At 65.9% G+C, this 19,957-nt stretch carries 16 protein-coding genes and 3 pseudogenes; 12 read left to right on the top strand and 7 right to left on the bottom strand.

All coding sequences use genetic code 11. The features are described 5' to 3' along the window. Positions 1 to 159: 159 nt before the first annotated feature. From M8523_RS24615 to M8523_RS24630, 4 genes are all read left to right on the top strand, one after another. Positions 160 to 906 carry a hypothetical protein gene (locus M8523_RS24615; protein WP_282587555.1) on the top strand — a complete coding sequence of 249 codons (747 nt, stop codon included), beginning with the start codon at positions 160 to 162 and terminating at the stop codon, positions 904 to 906. 187 nt (positions 907 to 1,093) lie between these two features. Then, on the top strand, positions 1,094 to 1,390 hold the full coding sequence (locus M8523_RS24620) for a hypothetical protein (protein ID WP_282587556.1): 297 nt from the start codon (positions 1,094 to 1,096) through the stop codon (positions 1,388 to 1,390). Beyond that, positions 1,387 to 2,322, top strand: coding sequence for a CobW family GTP-binding protein (locus tag M8523_RS24625; protein ID WP_282587557.1), 936 nt, complete (start codon positions 1,387 to 1,389; stop codon positions 2,320 to 2,322). Before M8523_RS24620 ends, M8523_RS24625 begins: the two co-directional genes overlap by 4 nt. Positions 2,323 to 2,410: 88 nt before the next feature. Then, a complete protein-coding gene (locus M8523_RS24630) occupies positions 2,411 to 3,601 on the top strand; it encodes a uroporphyrinogen decarboxylase/cobalamine-independent methonine synthase family protein (RefSeq protein ID WP_282587558.1) in 1,191 nt (396 codons plus the stop codon). 60 nt (positions 3,602 to 3,661) lie between these two features. Here M8523_RS24630 and M8523_RS24635 read toward each other — a convergent pair whose 3' ends face one another. Further along, positions 3,662 to 4,432: an SDR family NAD(P)-dependent oxidoreductase gene (locus M8523_RS24635; RefSeq protein WP_282587559.1), complete on the bottom strand. Its 771-nt coding sequence runs from the start codon at positions 4,430 to 4,432 to the stop codon at positions 3,662 to 3,664. A 253-nt stretch (positions 4,433 to 4,685) separates the two neighbouring features. Between M8523_RS24635 and M8523_RS24640 the strand changes: the two genes are divergently transcribed. The 6 genes from M8523_RS24640 (at position 4,686) to M8523_RS24665 (ending at position 12,086) form a co-directional block, all read left to right on the top strand. Further along, positions 4,686 to 6,086 carry an amidohydrolase family protein gene (locus M8523_RS24640; protein ID WP_282587560.1) on the top strand — a complete coding sequence of 467 codons (1,401 nt, stop codon included), beginning with the start codon at positions 4,686 to 4,688 and terminating at the stop codon, positions 6,084 to 6,086. Between the two features lie 19 nt (positions 6,087 to 6,105). Further along, complete coding sequence (locus tag M8523_RS24645) at positions 6,106 to 6,417, top strand: FmdB family zinc ribbon protein (RefSeq protein WP_282587561.1); 312 nt, start codon at positions 6,106 to 6,108, stop codon at positions 6,415 to 6,417. Positions 6,418 to 6,419: 2 nt separating this feature from the next. Beyond that, complete coding sequence (locus tag M8523_RS24650) at positions 6,420 to 7,454, top strand: ABC transporter permease (RefSeq protein WP_282587562.1); 1,035 nt, start codon at positions 6,420 to 6,422, stop codon at positions 7,452 to 7,454. Positions 7,455 to 7,533: 79 nt separating this feature from the next. Then, positions 7,534 to 8,646: a substrate-binding domain-containing protein gene (locus tag M8523_RS24655; RefSeq protein WP_282587563.1), complete on the top strand. Its 1,113-nt coding sequence runs from the start codon at positions 7,534 to 7,536 to the stop codon at positions 8,644 to 8,646. A 19-nt stretch (positions 8,647 to 8,665) separates the two neighbouring features. Further along, positions 8,666 to 11,152: an ATP-binding cassette domain-containing protein gene (locus M8523_RS24660; protein ID WP_282587564.1), complete on the top strand. Its 2,487-nt coding sequence runs from the start codon at positions 8,666 to 8,668 to the stop codon at positions 11,150 to 11,152. A gap of 25 nt (positions 11,153 to 11,177) precedes the next feature. Next, complete coding sequence (locus M8523_RS24665) at positions 11,178 to 12,086, top strand: NAD(P)-dependent oxidoreductase (protein ID WP_282587565.1); 909 nt, start codon at positions 11,178 to 11,180, stop codon at positions 12,084 to 12,086. Positions 12,087 to 12,093: 7 nt separating this feature from the next. Here M8523_RS24665 and M8523_RS24670 read toward each other — a convergent pair whose 3' ends face one another. From M8523_RS24670 to M8523_RS24685, 4 genes are all read right to left on the bottom strand, one after another. After that, positions 12,094 to 12,957: a beta-keto acid cleavage family enzyme gene (locus M8523_RS24670; protein ID WP_282587566.1), complete on the bottom strand. Its 864-nt coding sequence runs from the start codon at positions 12,955 to 12,957 to the stop codon at positions 12,094 to 12,096. Continuing rightward, complete coding sequence (locus tag M8523_RS24675; protein WP_282587567.1) at positions 12,954 to 13,496, bottom strand: flavin reductase family protein; 543 nt, start codon at positions 13,494 to 13,496, stop codon at positions 12,954 to 12,956. Before M8523_RS24675 ends, M8523_RS24670 begins: the two co-directional genes overlap by 4 nt. Next, a complete protein-coding gene (locus M8523_RS24680; RefSeq protein ID WP_282587568.1) occupies positions 13,496 to 14,593 on the bottom strand; it encodes an LLM class flavin-dependent oxidoreductase in 1,098 nt (365 codons plus the stop codon). Before M8523_RS24680 ends, M8523_RS24675 begins: the two co-directional genes overlap by 1 nt. A gap of 105 nt (positions 14,594 to 14,698) precedes the next feature. Beyond that, a complete protein-coding gene (locus M8523_RS24685; RefSeq protein ID WP_282587569.1) occupies positions 14,699 to 15,511 on the bottom strand; it encodes an alpha/beta fold hydrolase in 813 nt (270 codons plus the stop codon). A gap of 170 nt (positions 15,512 to 15,681) precedes the next feature. Between M8523_RS24685 and M8523_RS24690 the strand changes: the two genes are divergently transcribed. Next, positions 15,682 to 16,701: a LysR family transcriptional regulator gene (locus M8523_RS24690; protein ID WP_282587570.1), complete on the top strand. Its 1,020-nt coding sequence runs from the start codon at positions 15,682 to 15,684 to the stop codon at positions 16,699 to 16,701. Between the two features lie 521 nt (positions 16,702 to 17,222). On the opposite strand, the pseudogene M8523_RS24695 reads toward M8523_RS24690, so the two are convergent. After that, positions 17,223 to 17,830: pseudogene (locus M8523_RS24695) on the bottom strand (transposase); the annotation flags it as partial. On the opposite strand from M8523_RS24695, the pseudogene M8523_RS24700 reads away from it, so the two are divergent. Beyond that, positions 17,811 to 18,365: pseudogene (locus M8523_RS24700) on the top strand (ATP-binding protein); the annotation flags it as partial. The pseudogenes M8523_RS24695 and M8523_RS24700 overlap by 20 nt on opposite strands. Positions 18,366 to 18,907: 542 nt before the next feature. Here the strand turns inward: M8523_RS24700 and M8523_RS24705 are convergent. Then, positions 18,908 to 19,935, bottom strand: a pseudogene (locus M8523_RS24705) (beta-ketoacyl-ACP synthase II). Between the last annotated feature and the right edge of the window lie 22 nt (positions 19,936 to 19,957).

The following is a 19,957-nucleotide window of genomic DNA, read 5'->3' on the forward strand; positions in this document are numbered from 1 at the left end:
CCTGGCCTCGGTCGAAAGGGCGGTCGCGGCCGCGACCGACACCGACGTGCTGGTCAACAATGCAGGGCGGGCCGTGCTGGCTGACTGGCTGTCCGTGTCGCAGGATGACGTCGAAGCCGATATGAACACCAACTTCCTGAGACGCTCAGCTGTGCTGAGATGCGGCAATGTACCGGCTTCGAGCGCCGAAATGAGGTCAACCGGACCGTCGCCGACAGGCACAGGCGAGGCGCAAGCATCAAGGCGATCGTTCGAACCACCGGTCTGTCGCGCCAAACGGTGCGCCGGATTTTGCGAGGAACGCGAGACGACATCTTTCGCACCCGCGAAAGCTCGCTGGATCGCTGGGCGGACCGGCTCGAGGCCGAGTGGGACGATGGTTGCCGCAAGGGCGCCGAACTGTGGCGCCGTTTGAAGGCGGCCGGCTTCGGGGGCAGTCAGCGGGTCGTCACGGAATGGACGACGCGAAGGCGCAGAGCGGTTTCCTTCTCGGCGCCAGCGAGCGTTGGTCCCGTCGCGGTGCCGTCGTCACGCATCGTGGCCCGCCTGCTGACGTGCGACCGCGATGTCAGATCGGCGGAAGCGCTCCGCATCAGGGTCGCGGTGGAGACGGCGTGCCCCGCTCTGGTCGCGGCCCGCACCATCCTCGACAGGTTCAAGACCATGGTCGCGTCCGGCAAGTCCGGCGATCTCGACCCGTGGCTTGCCGATGCTACTGGGACCGAGATGGCCTCTTACGCGAACGGCATCACGGCCGACCGCGCCGCCGTGTCGGCCGCCATCACAGGGTCGTGGTCTAATGGGCAGACTGAAGGTCAGGTCACCCGGCTCAAGCTCGTCGAACGACAAATGTTTGGACGGGCCAAGGTCGATCTGCTGCGAGCCCGGCTCGTCCCGGCGGCTTAAATGACCACCGCCCTGCATCAAAATCGCGTCAGAGCCGAAGTTAAGAGCCGTTTGACAAATGACATGTCGGAAACCGGTGTTTGCTGGCCGACCCCCAACACGATACACCGCAAACCCATGATCACAAAAGAAAGTGAGCTATACTGATGAGAATTTCTGCAACCCGCTAGACCGAAAAGAGACCGCGATGTGCCTGGCTTGTAGCTTCCCCACCGCGGACGGCCATTGGAGCGATGCCGGGGCCGTCGCCGGGGGGCTCGGACCGGACCGCATGCTGGACCTGTTGCGGCGGCTGCTGGCCAACGAATCCCTGTCGATCCGACGCGTGGCCCCACGCGCGGGGTTTCTCGTGACGACGCCATCGGGGCGCGCGGCGCGCGCCACCACGATCGACGATGTCTGGCCGGTCGTCCAGCTGCTGACGGGCCGCACAATCGACCCGCTTCTGAGTGCGCCGCAGCGGTCGGACGGCGCAGGCCAGTGAGGCGAAGCCGAGCGCGGCTGACCGTGCTGGGCGGCTTCCTCGGGGCCGGCAAGTCGACCTGGCTGCGGCATCACCTCAGCTCCGGCGTATTCGACGGTGCCTGCGTGGTGGTCAACGAAGCCGCCGCCACGCCCATCGACGATCTGCTCCTCAGCGGGGCAGGACGCCTTGAGGTGGTGGCGGGAGGCTGCGCGTGCTGCGCGCGCAAGACCGAGTTGCTCGCGCTGATGCGGCAGGTCTGCGGCGAACCGGGGAGCGCAGTCGAGCGAATCGTCATCGAGACAAGCGGGCTCGCCGATCCGCAAGCGATCGTCCAGGCGATCCAGGACGATCCGTCCCTGGCGGGCGCGATCGAGATCGGCGAGGTCGTGGTCCTGGTCGATGCGCGTCACGGGCTCGACGTGCTGCGCCGCGAGGCTTTGGCCCGCCGCCAGGTCGCCAGCGCCGACTGCCTGATCCTCACCAAACTCGACGCGGTGGACGTGGCAACGACACAGCGATTGACGGCCTGTCTCGATTGGCTCAACCCGATGGCGTCACGGTTCGGCGCCGTCTTGGGCGCCGAGACCGCGCTGCCGCCGGACGACGGCGCCCTGGCGGCACAGATGCCCGACTGTATGGCCGACCAGGAAGGTGCGCCGCTACGGGCGGCGGAGGTCACGCTCAATGGCACGGACTGGTCGATGTTCAGCCTGTGGCTGTCAGCGCTCCTGCATGCGCGAAGGCCGGACATCGCCCGCGTGAAGGGCGTGATCGGCACCCCGGCGGGCCGATTGCTGGTGCAGGCCGTGCAGGGCGCCGTACATGCGGCCGCCATCCTGCCGGGGCCGCCCGCGACCGGCGACGGCACCATCGTCGTGATCGGCAGAGGTTTTGCGGGCGACGAACTCCAGCGCTCGTTCGAGCGCTTCAAAACGGCTTGCGGCGCTTGATCTTCGGCCTTTACAGCGCCGCAGGCCTTTCGTACGCGATCAGCAAGACACCGCTGAAAGCAGCGATCGACCCCCGGGAGGACGACTGATGAAAACCAGCACTGACGGCATTCTGACCACTCACACGGGCAGCCTCCCCCGCTCGAAAGCGCTGTCGTCGCTGCTGGTCAAGCGGGAACAGCGCAAGCCATTCGACGCGGAAGCGCTACGGACCGAAATCGAGCACAATCTCGACGAGAACGTGAAGCGGCAGGCCGAGAACGGCATCACGGTCGGCAACGATGGCGAGACGCCGCGCGTCGGATTCTCGACCTACACGACCGAGCGGATGTCCGGTTTTGGTGGCGAGTCGGTTCGCAAACCGACGCTGGACGCGGTCAAGTTTCCCGGCTTCGCGGATTTCATGAAGCGCCAGATCGGCGTGGCAGACGATCTCGCGAAGGTGTGGAACGCGCCGCAAGCCGTCGGCAAACTGCACTACGACCCGACCCTGACCGAGGCCAAGGAAGAGTCGGTCGCGTTCCAGGACTCCCTAAAGCGCACGGGCACGAAGTTCGTCGAGACCTTCATGTCGGCGGCCTCCCCAGGCATCGTGTCGACCACCATGCTGCTGTCGCCCGACAATCCCGAATACAAGACTGACGCAGACTATGTGATGGCGATCGCCCGCGAGCTGAAGCAGGAATACGAATACATCGTCAGCCAGGGCTACGTGCTGCAGCTCGATGCGCCCGATCTTGCGATGGAGCGGGTGATCATGTTCGGCGATCAGCCCCTCAACGTCTTCCTCGACCGTGTCGCGTTGCATATCGAAGCGATCAACGTCGCGGTCGCGAATATTCCGCGCGATCGGGTTCGCCTGCACGTCTGCTGGGGCAACTGGAACGGGCCGCATCAGGACGACGTCGATATGGCCGACCTGCTGCCGCTGCTCTACAAGGCGAAGGTGGGCGCGTTGTCGATCCCGGTCGGCAATCCCCGCCACGAGCACGAGATCGAGACGTTCCGGACCCTCCCGCTACCCAAGGAGATGATCCTGATTCCCGGCGTTATCGATGTGACAACCAACTATCTCGAGCATCCCGAGGTGGTGGCGAACCGCCTGTGTGCGGCGGTCGCGGCGGTGGGCGACAAGGAGCGGGTGATCGGCGGCACCGATTGCGGCTTCGGCACGTTCGCGAGCTACGAATTCATCGCCGAGGATATCGTCTGGGCGAAGCTGAAGACGCTGTCGGACGGCGCCGCCATCGCGACCAAACGCCTGTGGGGCCGTGCCTGATATCAAACCGAGCAGCGCCTTCTCCCGGGCGGGAGGAGGCACTGACTGCCGGGCCGATGACTAGACGCCGAGTGAAAACCCCTCGTCCATCACCATGATGGCGCCGTGGACGGGCTTGCTGTCCTCGCACGCGAGGTAGAGCGCCATGCGGGCGATCTCCTCGGGTTGCGAATAGGTCCGGCCGCTCGGCGTGCGGGCGGTCATCATGTCGAGAAAGCCGCGGTACTGCTCTTCGGTGCGCAGGTTTTCGTTCATGGGTGTGGCGGTGTTGCCCGGCGCGATGGCGTTGACGTGGACACCATCTCGGCCGAATTCGATCGCGAGCGAGCGCGTCAGCATGTTCACCGCGGCCTTGCTGGCGCAGTAGGCGGCGTAATTGGCCAGCGCCATGGTCCCCAGCACCGACGAGATGTCGACGATCCAGCCGGTTTTCCGGGCACGCATTTCCGGCGCGATGGCCTCGATCGTGTTCCAGGTGCCTTTCACGTTGATGTCCATGACGCGCTCGAAGGCGTCCGGCTCGGTGCTTCCCGAGGGCGTGGGCGGGAAGACGCCGGCCGAGTTGACGAGGATGTCGATCGGTCCGTGTGCCGCCACGGCGGCCGCGACCGCGACCTTCACGGCATCGGCCTTGCGGACGTCGGCCGCGTAGGCCGAGGCCGATCCCCCCGCGTCGCGAATGGCTTGCGCCACGCGCTCCGCCTTGCCGAGATCGGTACTCGCCAGCACCGCGACGCTGGCGCCTTCCCGTGCGAAAAGCAGGGCTGTCTGTTCGCCGATGCCTTGCGAGCCTCCGGCGATGAATGCAACGCGACCTTCAAGCTTTCTCATGGCGTTTCTCCCGTTTTTTGTCTTGAACCAGTCCACCGAACTGCGCCGCAACTCCATCACGAGCCATCACCCCAGCGCATGGAGGTCATTACGCCTCCTGATTTGACCGGGTTGGATCATGTGTTAGCGTTCCAAGGCTAACGTTTATGCCACAATAAACGCAACAAAAAACAAGAGTAGCAACCAACGATAGGGATCCAATACTTCCTATCTTGAGGATTGCTTGCAAAAGTTGTCAAAAGGGGAACGCGAAATGGATCGGACCATCATCCGAAATGCTATCGTGCTGTCGATGGATTCGACGATAGGTGAACATCTCGATTGCGACGTGTTGATCGAGGGCACCAAGATCGTCGCGGTCCAGCCCAATCTCGGCCCGGTCGATGCGCTCGAGATCGACGGTCGCGACTCGATCGTTATGCCAGGCTTCGTCGATACGCATCGCCATACCTGGCAATGTCTGCTTCGCAATACTGCGACGGATTGGAGTCTCGCACAGTATTTCGGTGGTGTTCGCGGCGTGATGGGCGAGCTCTACACACCCGATGATATGTATGTGGCAAATTACATCGGCTCTCTCGAAGCCCTCGATGCCGGCATCACCACGATGGTGGACTGGTCTCACAACAACAATTCGCCCGACCACGCCGATATGGCCATCAAAGGCTTGCGCGACGCTGGGTTGCGCGCCGTGTTCGGTTACGGCAATGCCAATCGCGAATGGTTTCCCATCAGCAACCTGCCGACCGACTTCGCCGATGTGGCCCGGGTGCGCAAACAGCACTTCTCGTCCGACGATGGGCTGGTCACCATGGCGTTCGCGGCGCGCGGTCCGCAATTCGCCACGATGGAGCAGACCGAGATCGACTTCCGTCGGGCCCGCGCGCTTGACCTGCCGATTACGCTCCACGCCGGGGATGGCCTTTGGGGACTCGATCACCCGATCGACCAGCTCAACGCCAAGGGCCTCTTGGGGCCACGCACCACCTACGTGCATTGCTGCACGCTTAGCGACCACGAGTTCAAGCTGATGGCCGAGTCGGGCGGCAGCGCCTCGTTGTCGGCCGAGGTGGAACTCAACATGGGGCACGGCAACCCCGCGACGCTAGGCTGCCTGAAGTACGGTCTGCGCCCGAGCATCTCGATCGACGTCTGCACCTCAGTCGGCGGTGATATGTTCACCCAGATTCGCGTGCTGATGGCGGCGAGCCGCGGTGTGGTCAACGCCGAGGCGCTGCGGGACCGCAAACTGCTCGACCCCGTCCCGCTGACGGCGCGCGACATGCTGGATTTCGCGACCCTGCAAGGCGCCAAGACCGCCAATCTCGATCACAGGACCGGTTCGCTGACGCCCGGCAAGGACGCCGATCTCATCATCCTCGACACCAATGCGCTGAACATGTTCCCGGTCAACAACCCGGTCGGGGCCGTGGTGTCGGATGCCCATATCGGCAACATCGACTCGGTGTTCGTGCGCGGCCGTGCCGTCAAGCGGCATGGCAAGCTCGTGGACGTCGACATCAAGGCCCTGCGCCGTCGCATGGAATCGACGGTCGAAGGCCTGTTCGAACGGGCCGGGGTCGCGCGGGACGGTAATTGGCTGCCGAAACCCTACGTGGGCGGCACGGACGCCGACGTGTCGGACATAGATTAGGGCCGGGGAGCGCTCGACGATGCCGCGCTACACCTACGAGTGCGCCGCTTGCGGCAGCTTTGACGAGAGCCGCCCCATGGCGGCTTACTCGGAGCCCTTCGCCTGTCCGCACTGCGGCGATCTCGCGCCGCGCGCGATGGCTGCGGCCCGGATCGGGGGAGGGGCCGCGCGGGCGCCCGCCGGGGCCGCCGCACCGTCGCGACGTCACAGCGCCGGGTGCGGCTGCTGTTCGCCGCGGCTGAGCGGCGCGATGCGGGCCGAGGCCGTTGCGGCAGGGGCGCCGCGGCGCGGTCCCGCGCCGACGGCCGGCTCCTTCCTCACGCGAGAATGATGATGTCGGGCAACGGTCAGGCCGCGGCGTTGCGCGGGGTCGGCGGATGGCGCCGGGCGGTTCCGCCGCAATTCCTGATGATCGTGCCGGCCACCCTCCTGCTCTACGCGATCAGTCTCGTCGTGGCCCCCGGCAGCGTCGCGCCCAGTTCGCTCCTGACCGTGCTGTGCTTCGCGTCGATCCTGGCGCTCGCCGCGCTCGGGCAGACGCTGGTGATCCAGCAAGGCGGACTCGATTTGAGCGTGCCGGGCGTGATCTCGCTTGCGGCCGTGCTTGTCACCAAATTTCCTGCCGGTGACAATGCCGTTCTGGCACTTTGGATCGCGGCCGCCCTGGCGAGCGGCCTTCTGTCCGGTCTGCTCTGCGGCGTCGCGATCACCCGGTTCCGGGTCACGCCACTCGTCGCGACGCTCGCGGTCAACGCGCTGCTTTACGGCACGGTCCTCTACCTCACCAAGGGCACCTCGACCGAGGCCGTCCCATCGGGGCTCGGCACCTTCGCGGTCGGGCGCACGATCGGCGTCCCCAACCTCGCCTGGTTCGCGCTCGTCGTGGTGACGCTCGCCGAGGTCGTGGTGCGCGCGACCGTGATGGGCCGCCGGTTCGTCGCCGTCGGGGTGTCGGCCCGCGCCGCCCGCGCCGCCGCCCTTCCGGTCACAAGCACCAAGATCATAACGTATGGGGTTGCCGGGGTCGCCTACGCGCTGGCCGGTGTCCTGCTGGCAGGCTACCTCGGGGTACCGAGTCTATTGGTTGGCCAGACTTACCTGCTGCCGACCATCACGGTGGTGGTGCTGGGTGGAACGTCGCTGACGGGCGGCGCGGGCAGCGTCGCCGCTACCGCGATCGGCGCGATCTTCCTGGTGCAGCTCCAACAGGTCATCATCGGCATGGGCGCCCCCACCTCGGCGCAGTTCATTATCCAGGCCGCCATCATCCTGCTTGGCATGGCATTGCGGGCTGTGCCATGGCGGATCGGCGCGGGAGGGCTGCGGGCGCGCGTCGCCGGCCAACGCGCGCTTCGTCCAGGGGGCTAGCGCAAGCACCGGAGCGGCCGCCGCATCGAACCACCACACTATAACGGCCGCAAAGGCCGAACCAGGGAAGGAAACACACATGATCTCCTCCAAGTCGAAACGCCTCATGATGGGCGCGGCCGCCGGTATGGTGCTGGCAGCCAACCTCACGCCGGGGCTCGCCGCCGAGGATGCCCAGGCGATCATCGCCAACGCCGGCAAGACGACCGACACCTCGTTCTGCGGCACCAAGCCGATTACGCTCGGCGTGCATGATGGGTTCGGCATCAACGGGTGGTCTCGCGCCTCAATGGCGGCGGTCCGCTCGGAAGCCGCCAAATGCCCCAACGTCAAACAGGTGGCGCGCATCGGCCAAGGCGACCTGCAAAAGTCGATCGCGGACGTCAACGGCATGGTGTCGGAGGGCATCGACGCGCTCGCGATCATTCCTGATTGGGGCAAGTCGCAACTGCCCTCGCTCCGCTCCGCCACCGAGGCTGGGGTCAAGACCGTGCCGTGGGGCGCCGATCCCGGCGGTCAGAAAGGCAGCGACTATGTCGATTATCTCGATTGGAACGAGCACGCGGCGGGCGTCGCCTGGGCCGAGTGGGTCGCCAAGGCCATCAAGGGCGACGGCAATGTGGTGTTCCTCGGTGGCCCGGCCGGCAACCCGGTGAGCGCGCACGCGCTGGCCGGCATCGTCGAGGCGTTCAAGAAATACCCCAAGATCACGCTGCTGACGGGTGACAAGGACTGGCCGGTGACCAATTGGGACGCGTCGCTGATCCAGCAGAACATCACCGCGCTGCTGGGCAAATACCCGAAGATCGACGCCGTGATCAACGACAGCGATGGCTTCGCGGCGCTGGGCGTGGTGCGCGCCTACCAAAGCGCCAACAAGCCGCTCGTGCCCCTCGCTTCGTTGGAAGCGAACGGGTTGGCTTGCGAATATCTGAAGCTCAAAGGTGTCAACGCGGGCTTCCAGATCGGTACCATCTCGGGCCGCAACTGGATCGGGCGCGTCGCGGCCCGCAAGGCCATCGCGGCAGCCGAAGGGCTCTCTAACGACGAGCCCAACCGCTTTGACCTTGGCATCTACGAGGATTCGCTCGGTGGCCGCGCGCCGGTCTGCGATCCCGCGCAAGGGCCCGATGCCTTCACGTCGTCGGGCCTGAGCGCGAGCGACCTTGCCCAGTATGGCAAGGCCGAGTGAGCCACGGGAGCTGGTCCGCATGAGCACCCTGCCGCGCCCCGTTCTGCGCCTGACCGACGTGGTCAAGACCTTCCCGGGCGTCGTTGCGCTCGGGGGCGTCAGCCTGGAGGTGGTAGCGGGCGAGGTCCATGCCCTTCTGGGCGAAAACGGGGCTGGAAAGTCCACGCTGATGGCGGTTGCGGCCGGCGCGCTTGCGCCCGACTCGGGCCAGATCGAGATCGGCGGAGAGCTGCTGAGCGAAGCCTCGCCGGCGCTGGCCCAGGCGCTCGGCATCGCGGTCGTGTACCAGCACACCTCGGTGATCGAGGATCTCACGGTCGCCGAGAACCTGCTGTTTTGCGTGCCCGCCGCGCGCCGCGCTGGCGCTGGGGGCGAGGTGGCGTGGATCAATGCGCAGCTCGCCGCCGTAGGGGCCACCTTCGACCGCCGGACGCGCGTCAGCGATCTCAGCGTGGCCGAACGCCAGCTCGTGGAGATCGCGAAAGCGCTGGCGCTGCGGCCAAAGGTGCTGGTGCTCGATGAGCCGACCGAAGCCCTGACCGCCATCGAGACCGAGCGTCTGTTCGCCCAGATCGGGCGCATCACGGAGCAGGGCACCGCGGTCGTCTATATTTCGCACCGCCTGCCCGAGGTGCGCCGCATCGCGGAGCGCATCAGCATTTTGCGCGACGGGCGTTTCCGCGGCACCTTCCCGGCCTCGGGCGTGTCGGAAGAGGAGATCCTGGCGCTGATCATCGGCCGCTCCGTCGACCGCGCCTTTCCGCATAAGGATACCGCCAAGCTCGGCGCCCCGCCCGTGCTGGTCGCCCGAGACGTGCGAAACGACCGGCTCCAGAGCGTCGACCTCGAGGTCCGCCCTGGCGAGGTCGTCGGGTTGGCCGGGGTCGAGGGCAACGGGCAACGCGACTTCATCCGGGCGTTAGCCGGGCTGACACCCATTACAGGTAGGCTCACGGTGCGCGATCGGCCGGTCGCGACCTCCGACCCCATCGCGGCGCAGAACGGCGGCCTGATCTTCCTGCCTGGCGACCGGCATGCCGAAGGGCTGCTGCTGCCGCTCACGATCCGCGAGAATCTGACGTTGCTCGTGCTCGGCACGCTGACGCGCTACGGCCTCGTGGCACGCGACAAGGAACTGGCGCTGGCGACGAGCTATGGTGAAAAGCTTGCGATCAAGGCGCCTTCGCCGGAAGCAAACATCGGACATCTCTCGGGCGGCAATCAGCAAAAGGTGCTGTTCGCGCGCTCCATGGCGGCCAACCCGGCCGTGTTCCTTGCCGACGAGCCGACCCGCGGCGTCGATGCGGGCGCGCGCGTGGAGCTCTACAAGGTGGTGCGCGACGTCGCCAGAGCCGGCGCGGGCGTCGTGGTGCTGTCCTCCGATGCCGTGGAACTGCAAGGGCTGTGCGATCGCGTCCTGGTGTTCTCGCGCGGCAAGGTGGTGAGGACGCTGACGGGCGACGACCTGACGGAAGAGAACATCACGGGCGCGGCGATCGGCTCAGCGACCCAGCGCGACGCCCCGACCGCGGCGGCCGGTGCATCCTGGTTCCGTCGGTTCACCTCCGGCGACATCGCCCCGACCCTCATCCTGGCAGCGCTGATCGTGCTGCTCGGCCTCTACACGGCGGGGGTCAACCCGAAATTCCTCAGCGACCGCAGCCTGAGCGGGACGCTGCTGCTCGCGAGCGCTCTCACGTTCGTCAGCGTCGGGCAGCTTTTCGTGTTGCTCACCGGCGGCATCGATCTGTCGGTCGGGCCCCTGACCGGGCTGATCGTGGTGGTCCTGTCCTTTTTTGCCGACGGCGATCATGGGCCGGCCACCTTCGTGCTTGGCCTTGGAGTCGCACTCGCGGTCGCGGCCTTGATAGGGCTCGTCAATGGGGTCCTGATCCGCGTCGTGAAGCTGTCGCCGCTGATCACCACGCTGGCAATGTTCATCGCGCTGCAAGGCGCCTCCTTGTCGCTTCGCTCGACGCCGGACGGCTTTTTTCGACGCGAGATCACGCAGACGCTGACGACCCGGTTCGGCTTCCTGCCGGCGGCCTTCATCGCGGCCGCCCTCGTGGTTGTCGCTCTCGAAATCATGCTGCGCCGCACCCGGTTCGGTATGGAGCTACGGGCGGTCGGCTCGAGCGAGGTGGCGGCCTATCGGCTTGGCGCCCGCCCTGTCCGCACGGGCATCCTGGCCTATGTGGCGTGCTCGTGTTTCGCGGCGGTCGGTGGGCTCCTGCTCGCCGCGCAGGTCGGCGTTGGCGATCCGACGGTCGGCCAGACCTACACGCTGCAGAGTATCTCGGCGGTGGTGCTGGGCGGCGCCAGCATCTTCGGCGGCCGTGGCTCGTTTTTGGGCGCTCTGGCCGGCGTCCTGTTGGTGCAGGAGATCACGGCCACCACCGGCTTCCTGGGCCTGAGTTCGGCGTGGCAATATTGGTTGCCGGGGCTGCTGATCCTCACCGCGACGGCACTCTATTCTCGCACACGCACCGCGTCCGAATCGCACTAAGGTCTCGCTCCGCCGCGCGGCGGGGGTGGGCCAGGAGAACGTCATGGGTCAGGCAGTGGGCATGGTCGGCGTCGGCGTCATGGGCTTCGCCATGGCGGCCAATCTGCGGCAGGCTGGCTTCGAGGTCGTGGGTTATGATCCCGTACCGGCCGCGATCGCGCGATTGGCCGGGATCGGGGCGAGCGGGGTTGGTTCGGCCCGCGCAGTGGCCGAAGCATGCTCCATCGTGATCCTGTCGCTGCCCTCGTCTCAAGCGCTCGCGGCCGCGGTCGAGGGCGATACCGGTCTTGCGGCGGCGGCGACCGAAGGACTGGTGGCCATCGAGTGCTCGACGCTTCCGCTCGCCGACAAGCGCGCCGCGTTCGAGGTGATGGCGGCTGCGGGCCAGACGCTGCTGGACTGCCCTCTGAGCGGCACTGGTGCCCAGGCGGTCGTCAAGGATCTCGTAGTGTTCGGCAGCGGCGATCAAGCCGCGTTCGAGCGCTGTCGCCCGGTGTTCGAGGGCATGTCCCGGGTGCAGCGCTACCTCGGTGCGTTCGGCAACGGCAGCGTCATGAAGTATCTCGCCAATCTTCTGGTGACGATCCACAACGTCTCCACCGCCGAAGCCATGGTGCTGGGACTCAAGGCGGGCCTGGATCCGAGCCTGATCTACGACACGCTGGCCGATAGCGCGGGTACGTCCCGGATGTTTCAGGTGCGCGGCCCGCTGATGCGCGACGCGTCCTACGACACGCCGACTTTCACGATCCGCACCCACCTCAAGGATCTCGCCATCATCGGCGACTTCGTGCAGGAGTTGAACAGCCCGACGCCGCTGTTCTCCGCCGCGGCCCAGATCTACCACGCCGGCGCGGCGCAAGGGCGGGACATGCAGGATACAGCTGCGGTCTGCGCGGTGCTCGAAGGCCTCGCCGGGCTGCCTTCCCGCTAACGGCCGATCAGGCGACCGACGATCCACCGAGAATCGCGGCCGCCTGCGCGCCAAAGGCCAGCGGCCGCCCCATCCCGCGTGCCAAGGTCGCGATGGCTGCGACACGCTCCCGGTTGTCGGCCGCCACGCGCCCATCGGCGTGCAGAAGCGAGTTCTCGAACCCCACCCGCATATGGCCGCCCGCTGCCATCGCGGCTTCGAGCACCGCCGTCTCGCCCTGGCCGAAAGCGCAGACGGTCCAGACGGTGGTGTCGGTCAGGCCCAACCGGTCCATCGTGGCCAGTCGCGCGGCGAACTCTGCGATGTCGCTGTTCTGACCCTCGGTGTAGCGCCCCATCACCACAATGATGCGGTGCCGGGTCCCTGGCAGGAGTCCGCGCGCCACGAGGTCACTGAACCAGACGAGGTCCCGGTCGTCGTAGACAATGTATTGGCACGCGACCCCACTGGCCTGCGCCGCGAGCAGCGCCGCGGCCGCCGGCGCCTCTGCGTCGGCGAAGAACTCGCGGATCGCCACGGAAACGAAGCGCGGACGCAGCTCGGTCAGCAGCGCCGCCTGGTCGGCCGGGCTGTAGCGTCCGACGGCCTCCGTCGTGACCTGCACGACGATGTCCGGGGCCGCGACTGCAATCCGCGCCAGCTGCGCGCGATAGGCCGCGACGTCGAGCAGATGCGCTCCGGCGGCATCACGCACATGCGCGTGGATCGCGCCTGCCCCCGCCGCGAAACAATCGGCCGCGGTCTCGGCGATCGCGTCGAGCGTGATCGGCAACGCCGCATGATCGCGCGGCATGCGTCTGGCACCCGTCGGAGCCACCATGATCAGCACGGGACGCGTCGCAAGAACCGCCCGCGACAGCGACTGCGTCAATGTTGGATCAGCCGGCGCACCGACCCGCGATGGAACACCAGCGGCGCCGCGCCGTGATCATGCACGGCCATCACCTCGCCAACGTGGATCTCATGGTCGCCTCCCGGATAGCGCGCGAAGGCGCGGCATTCGAGATAGGCGGCCGTCGCATGCAGTACGGGCACGCCCGTCACGCCGCGATCGAACCGGATGTTAGCGAACTTATCGGACGAAGGGGTTGCGAATTGCCGACACAGCGGCTCCTGGTCTTCAGCCAGGATATTGATCGCGAAATACGCATGCTGCCGGAAGGCAGCCAAGCTCGGAGATTTCAGGGCGAGGCTCCACAGGATCAACGGCGGATCCAGCGAGACTGAATTGAACGAGTTCACGGTCAACCCAATCGGCCGGCCGTCTTCGCCCAGCGTGGTCACCACGACCACGCCCGTCGTGAAGGAGCCGAGCACATCCCGAAATTGACGGGCTTCCAGCGTCCTCGGGCTCCCCTGCTGCACGCTCGGCATCGCTGCTCCTTCGGCCGCCTCGATCGAACGCTGCATCACTCGGCGGCCTTTCGCACGACCGCTCCGACCTGGAACGTCACCTTTTCGGCCAGTAGGATCATCGAACGGCGCGCGAGCGACGGATCGACCCAATCCTTGCCGGCATAGAGCAGCGTTCCGAAGGGCCCGACCTCCTGCTGGAAGCGCGCCAGATCGTCCGATACCTTGTCGGGCGTCCCCCAGACGACGAGCTTGTCGAGGACGTAGTCGATCGTGACCTCGTCGTCCGGCATCGCGGGATCGGATTTGAACAGCACGGCGCGACCGTTCTTCTTCATCTTGGTCAGTAACTGATTGTAATAGAACCGGTAGGGGCTCTGAGGCCCCAGCGCATAGTCCCGCGCGGTGTTCATATCATCGGCCACGAAGACGCTTTTGGCGACGCGCCAATCCATTGGATCGGCGACCGCGCCGACCCGCTCGCGGCCCTCGACGTATTTTGGCCAGTGGGTCGCGACCCATTGCGGCAACAGGAAGTTGGCCGAGATCGGCAACCATCCCCGCGCCGCGGCCTCGGTGATGCCCTTCGAATGGGGCGCCACCACGGTGACCACGATCGGCGGATGCGGTTGCTGGAGCGGCTTGGTCATGATGCCCTGGCCGATCTCCGGCATCATGGTGCGCTCGGTCGTGATCGTCCAGAAACGGCCTTCGATGTTGTAGGGCGGCTCGCCGGACCAGATCTTCAGGACGGTGTCGATGCCCTCGACCAGCATGGCGTTGCGGTCTTTGTCGAGGTTGCCGAAAACTTCGGCGTCCGACAGCAGCCCGCCGGGGCTGATCCCGAAGTTGAACCGGCCATCCATCATGTGATCCAACATCGCGATCTGGCCCGCGATCGCGGCCGGATGGCTATTGGGCATGTTGATGGTGCCGGTACCGAGCCGCATGCGCTTGATGTCGCGTGCGATCCAGGTCAGGAACATCGCGCAGGACGTGATGTTCTCCGCCTGATCGGTGATGTGTTCCCCGCAGTAAGCTTCGGTGAAGCCGAGTTCATCGGCCAGAACGAATGCTTCGCGATCTTCCCTGAGGCAAAGACGCCAGTCTTTGTCCAAGGGGTGGATCGGCATCGTGAAGAAACCCAGATGCATCGCCAACTCCTCAATCTGCAGCGATCTGTAGCGATGCCGCGCAGGGCGCAAAAATGATCATTCCTGATGCTTGGGATCACGCAGCGTGATCTGCCAGCTCGGCGTTCAGGCGGCGTCTGCCGTCGTGGCCAGCCATGCGCCGACGACTGCATCGAAGCGCTCGGGATTCTCGACGTTGCAGACATGGGCGCCGGGATCGACCTCGGCATAGACGGAGCCCGGCGTCGCGCCCACCATATCCCGCATCACGGCCGGGGCTGCGGCCAGATCCTGGGCGCCGCATACGAACAGGGTCGGGGCCCGGATGGCCCCGAGGGAGCGCCGGTAGTCGAGCTGCTTCAGCGCGCCCGCGCAGGCGATGTAGCCATCGGGATCGGTCGCCTGGATCATCGCGGCGGCCGCCTCGATCGCGGCCGGCTCCCGCGCCGCGAAGGCCGGCGTGAACCAACGTTCGATCGTGATGTCGACGATGGCCGCCATGCCGCCGTCCCGCACCGCCGCGATCCGCGTGTCCCAGTTCGCCACGAAAGGCGGGGGCGCGTCTGCCCGCGCGTCGCAGCAGATGACGCGTCCCAGGCGCGCGCCATGCGCGATCGCGAGACCCAGCAGTGTCATGCCGCCCATCGACAGGCCGATCACGTCGGCTCTGGCGATGCCGAAGTGATCCATCAGTCCCAGCACGTCACGCCCGAGTTCGGCAAGGCTGGTGGGTCCCGCGAACGCGGCGCTGTCCCCATGGCCGCGGGTGTCGTAGCGCAGCACGCGATGCGTACGGGTCAGCATCGGGATCTGCAGATCCCAGCACGCCATGGTGCTGGCGAGACCGTTGGACAGCACCATCCAGGGCCGACCCGGCTCGCCGTCGAGGCGCGTCGCGAGGTCGACGCCGTTGCTACGCACGATGGATTGTTGGCTCACCCGGTCCGCCCTCCTGCTCGACGTGTTGGGAAGCTAGGGCGCGGCGAGAGGTCAGAGTACAATCAAAAGCTGTAATGCCCGCGATCAATTGACCTGATGACGCGAGGCGGCGCCTCGTTTGGCGATCGACTTGCACTACAGCCCGCAAGTCTGCTTCAGTATCACGAACGGTGGCCTCAAGTCCGCCGGCGGGGGGAGACGACATCGAAAGCCTGACAGACATTCGCATCTTCGTCGCGGCCTACGAGGAACGCTCGTTCACCGCGGCCGCGATGCGGGAACATGCCACACAGTCGGGCGTCTCCCAGCATATTCGCAAGCTCGAAGAGGCCTACGGGGTCAGCCTGTTCACGCGCAGCAAGGGCCAGGTCGCGCCGACGCCGGCCGCCGATGCCTATTACGAACGGTGCATCCAGGTCCTGCGGTGCCTCGCGGCCGGGAAAAGTGCCGTACGGGCTTTCGCGGGCATCGCGGGCGACGTCCATGTCGGTCTGATGCCCACCATGACGCGCGCCACACTCGCGCCGTCGATCAAGCGCGTCGTCGAAGAGCATCCCAACGTGGTGGTGCACGTGGTCGAGGCGTATAGCCGGATCCTGACCGAGAAGGTCATCACCGGCGACCTCGATTTCGCAATCGTGCCCGCGTTCGTCGGCGGACCAGGTCTCAAGGTGCAGCCGTTCCTGCAGACTTGGGAGACCCTGGTGGCTCATCCGAACCGGGGGGCCCACCTCTCCCGCGTCCGCCTGCGAGACGGACCGCCGTTGCGCGTCGTACTCCCGAGCGGGGTCAATACCCGTCGTGGCACCCTCGATACATACATCCGCAGCAATGCCGTTCCAATCGATCGCATGCTCGAGATGGACACCATGATGGGGGCGCTCGATCTCGTGGCGACCTCCGATTGGGTGACGATCGTTCCTGCCCTTCTGATGAACGGCGATATTGACGGCAGACAGTTCTCGGTCAGCTTGATCGTCGATCCGGTCGCGACCCTGGATCTTGTTCTGATCGAGCCGTTGCGCCAGACTCTCAGTCCTGCCGCGCAAGCGTTTCTGGATATCATCAAGGCTGAAGCGCATCGCTTGAACGAAGTCTGGCGAGAGCTGTTCTCCGAAACAGTGGCCCCCCACCAGACGCCGTCGATCGCCTTCCGCGCTGCCGACCTCCCGCAAACCGCCTTGACCTAACGGTCATTCCCTCGCAATCCGGAATTCATCGAGGTCTTCACCCGACTGACTGTCGGGGAGACATCGCTGGCCTGTCGCAAATCGCAGCGCGGGCCACAGAATGGTCCATCAAACCCCTGCTTCACGCTTTGTTACCTCTGTAAGTCCGAAGCAGAATGCGAGCAGGCGCGCTTCTGCGGTGACACGACCCTGCTGAAAACCTCGGCCACGATCCAGCACCGGCAGACGGGTAGCCGAGAGCAGGATGATCTGAGCCCGCTGGACGTGCTGCACGGGCCGACCGCGGTCCTCGATGATCCCATGAAGCCCAGCGCGATCGTAGCCGAGAGCAGAAGCGAGAGAGTTTGAGCCGTGCGGACAGACTCGCATGACTTGATGCCCTCGTGAAACCTCCAATCGCCTTACAGCACTAGCAGGCTGCGGAAATTTGCGTCAGTATAGCTGATTGCCTCTTGTGATCATGGGTTTGAGGTGCGTCGTGATGGGCTCCGGCCTGCGGACACCACCTTTCGACGTGCCATTCACCCTGAAGTCGCGGCCAAGAGGTTCGGGAGTCGAATGAGGTTGTAGGCGGCGGCCCGCATGGTGAACATCCACCCGACTCTTTCGCGTCCACGGTGTTTTGTTTGCCGGAAGCCCCCGGCTGCCTTCATCCAGCCGAACGGCTCCTCGATCCGCTTGCGGATGCATTGGCTGATGGCGTAGCCGGCATGGCGGGTCGTGCGTCCGTCGATGGCCGAGCGGCGGTTCTTCTGGTTTTGCGCCACATGCGGCGTGACGCCCAGATGGCGCAGGTTGGCCACGTGGGCCTTGGTGTCATACCCTCCGTTCACCACCCATCCCAGCTCCACTGGGACGGGAGCCTGGTTCACTCCGCCCTTGTCGGCCCCGAGCGTGACGCCGCCAGCCGGTGCGGTGGTCTCGATCATCGCCTCGGCGGCGGCGCGCTCCGCCACCCTGTGGCCTGGGTGAGTTCGGCATCGACGATGAGACCATTGCGGTTCTCTATCAGCACAGGGCCGAGATAGCAGAGCTTGGCCGGTTGCCCGTCGCTCTTGCGATATAGGCGTGCCTCGGGATCGGTCGTCGATTGATGCGTCTCGTTCGACTGTTTCGCACCCCGAAAATCCCGTTCCCCGCGCGGTCTCGATCGCGCGCTTCTGGCCCGGCTCGTCGCCGGCGACTGGATCGACCGCCATCAGAACTTGCTGATCTGCGGCCCGACCGGGATCGGGAAGAGCTGGCTCGGCTGCGCGCTCGGGCACAAGGCCTGCCGCGACGGCCGCTCCGTCCTCTACCACCGCGTTCCGCGGCTGTTCGAGGCCTTGGCGCTGGCCCGCGGCGACGGGCGCCACGCCCGCATGCTCAAAGGCCTCGCACACATCGACCTGCTCATCCTCGACGATTGGGGATTGTCGGTCCTCAACCACAACCAGCGGATCGAACTCCTGGAGATCCTCGAAGACCGGAGCGGACGCGAATCCACCCTCGTTACCAGCCAAGTGCCGGTCGAGCAGTGGCATGAGGTGATCGGCGACAACCCGACGCTCGGCGGTGCCATCCTCGACCGCCTCATCCACAACGCTCACCGCATCGCCATGACCGGAGAAAGCATGCGAAAGATCGCCGGCAAGCGATCCCTTGACGCCAGCCGGAACCCCTGACTCCATAGCCGCCGTCGGTCAGGCCGCACACTGCCCATGATCGCGTGAAATCGCTGACCACCATGGCGTGAAATCACTGCCCACGATCCGCGAAATGCGCAGACGGGTGAACCCCACGATCTTCAGACAGGCCCAGAGAGGCCGTTACCTCGTTCTCACGACCTCGCCGGCCCTACCGCGAGAGCGGTTTAGTTCTATGGCGCATCCTGATCGGACCTCGACGACCGAGAGTGGCCGAAAGGAGAATGGCCGCAACGGAGGCAGGAAGTGAGCTTGGCCGACATCGGCGGTCGGGACCGCCGATGCGACGTTGCGGGCCTGTCGGTCTTCAGGGGGGAGTCGCTGGCCGTACTCCGCATCGGATCGTCACCGTTCCCATCCTGCCGAGGGGCATGGTGAACAGCTTCATCGGTCCGGGCATACATGGCCCGTGAGCCCAGGTTGGGCGTTCTCCGAACACCACCGACGGGCGTGGCGTGACAAACCAACGGCTCTCCTCGAGAGGTCTGGTCGAAGGTATCATTTTGCTCATCGAACCTGATTCACCCCTCGTCTTCCGTCCATGGGTGGAACACGATGCTGGCATTCACACCTCCGAACCCGAAGCCGCTCAAGATAGCGTAGTCGATCGTCATCCCGCGGCCGGAGCCAACGACAAGGTCGAGCGGGTGCACTGCTGGAACCGGATCGCTTAGGTTGAGCGTGGGCGGGGCGATCTGATCTCGAAGCGCAAGGATCGTGAAAATCGCTTCCAAGCCGCCGGCCGCACCGAGGAGGTGTCCGGTCGCGGAATTGGTGCCGCTGATCGCGATGCCGCCGCCAGTACCGAAGACGGCCTTGATCGCTTCGATCTCACCCCGATCACCCAGCTGCGTTGAGTTCGCGTGGGCGTTCAGATGCTGGATGTCGCTTGGGCCGATGCCGGCCCGGGCGATCGCTAGTTGCATGGCCCGGCGCGCGCCGTCTCCGTCCTCCGGGCCCGACGTTTGTGATGGGCGTCGGCTGTCGTGCCGTAGCCGACGAGTTCGCAGAGGGGCGTCGCGCCTCGCGCGAGGGCATGATCCAACGCTTCGATCACGACGATGCCCGCGCCTTCGCCCATCACGAAACCGTCCCGCGCCTGGTCGAAGGGCCGTAACGCACTCTCGGGGAGATCGTTGAAGCGGGTCGACAGGGATCGGGCCGCGGCAAAGCCCCCTAGACTGACGACATGAATGCATCCCGCGGCGCCGCCGCAGATCGCGACGTCGGCTTCATCCGCGCGGATCAGGCGCGCGGCGTCGCCGATCGCCTGGACGCCCGCCGCGCAGGCGGTCACAGGGGTGCCGATCGGGCCCTTGAAGCCGAAGCGGATCGTGACATGCCCAGCCGCAAGGCTGGTCAGAAACGAGGGCACCGTAAACGGCGAAAGGCGCCGCACACCGCGCTGGTCAACCGTGCGCCCCGCCTCGGTGATAGCGGGGAATCCGCCGATGCCGGATTTACCGGCAAGAAGGCGCGACCAGGTCGCCAGCACGCCCGCCGCAAGCGGGCTGAGCGCCCCCATGCAGGTGACCACGATACGGCGCATGGATGCTCCTCTTTTCGGCTGC

Origin of the sequence: Lichenifustis flavocetrariae, assembly GCF_026130545.1 — a bacterium.
In the GTDB taxonomy this organism is placed as follows: Bacteria; Pseudomonadota; Alphaproteobacteria; order Rhizobiales; family Beijerinckiaceae; genus Lichenihabitans; species Lichenihabitans flavocetrariae.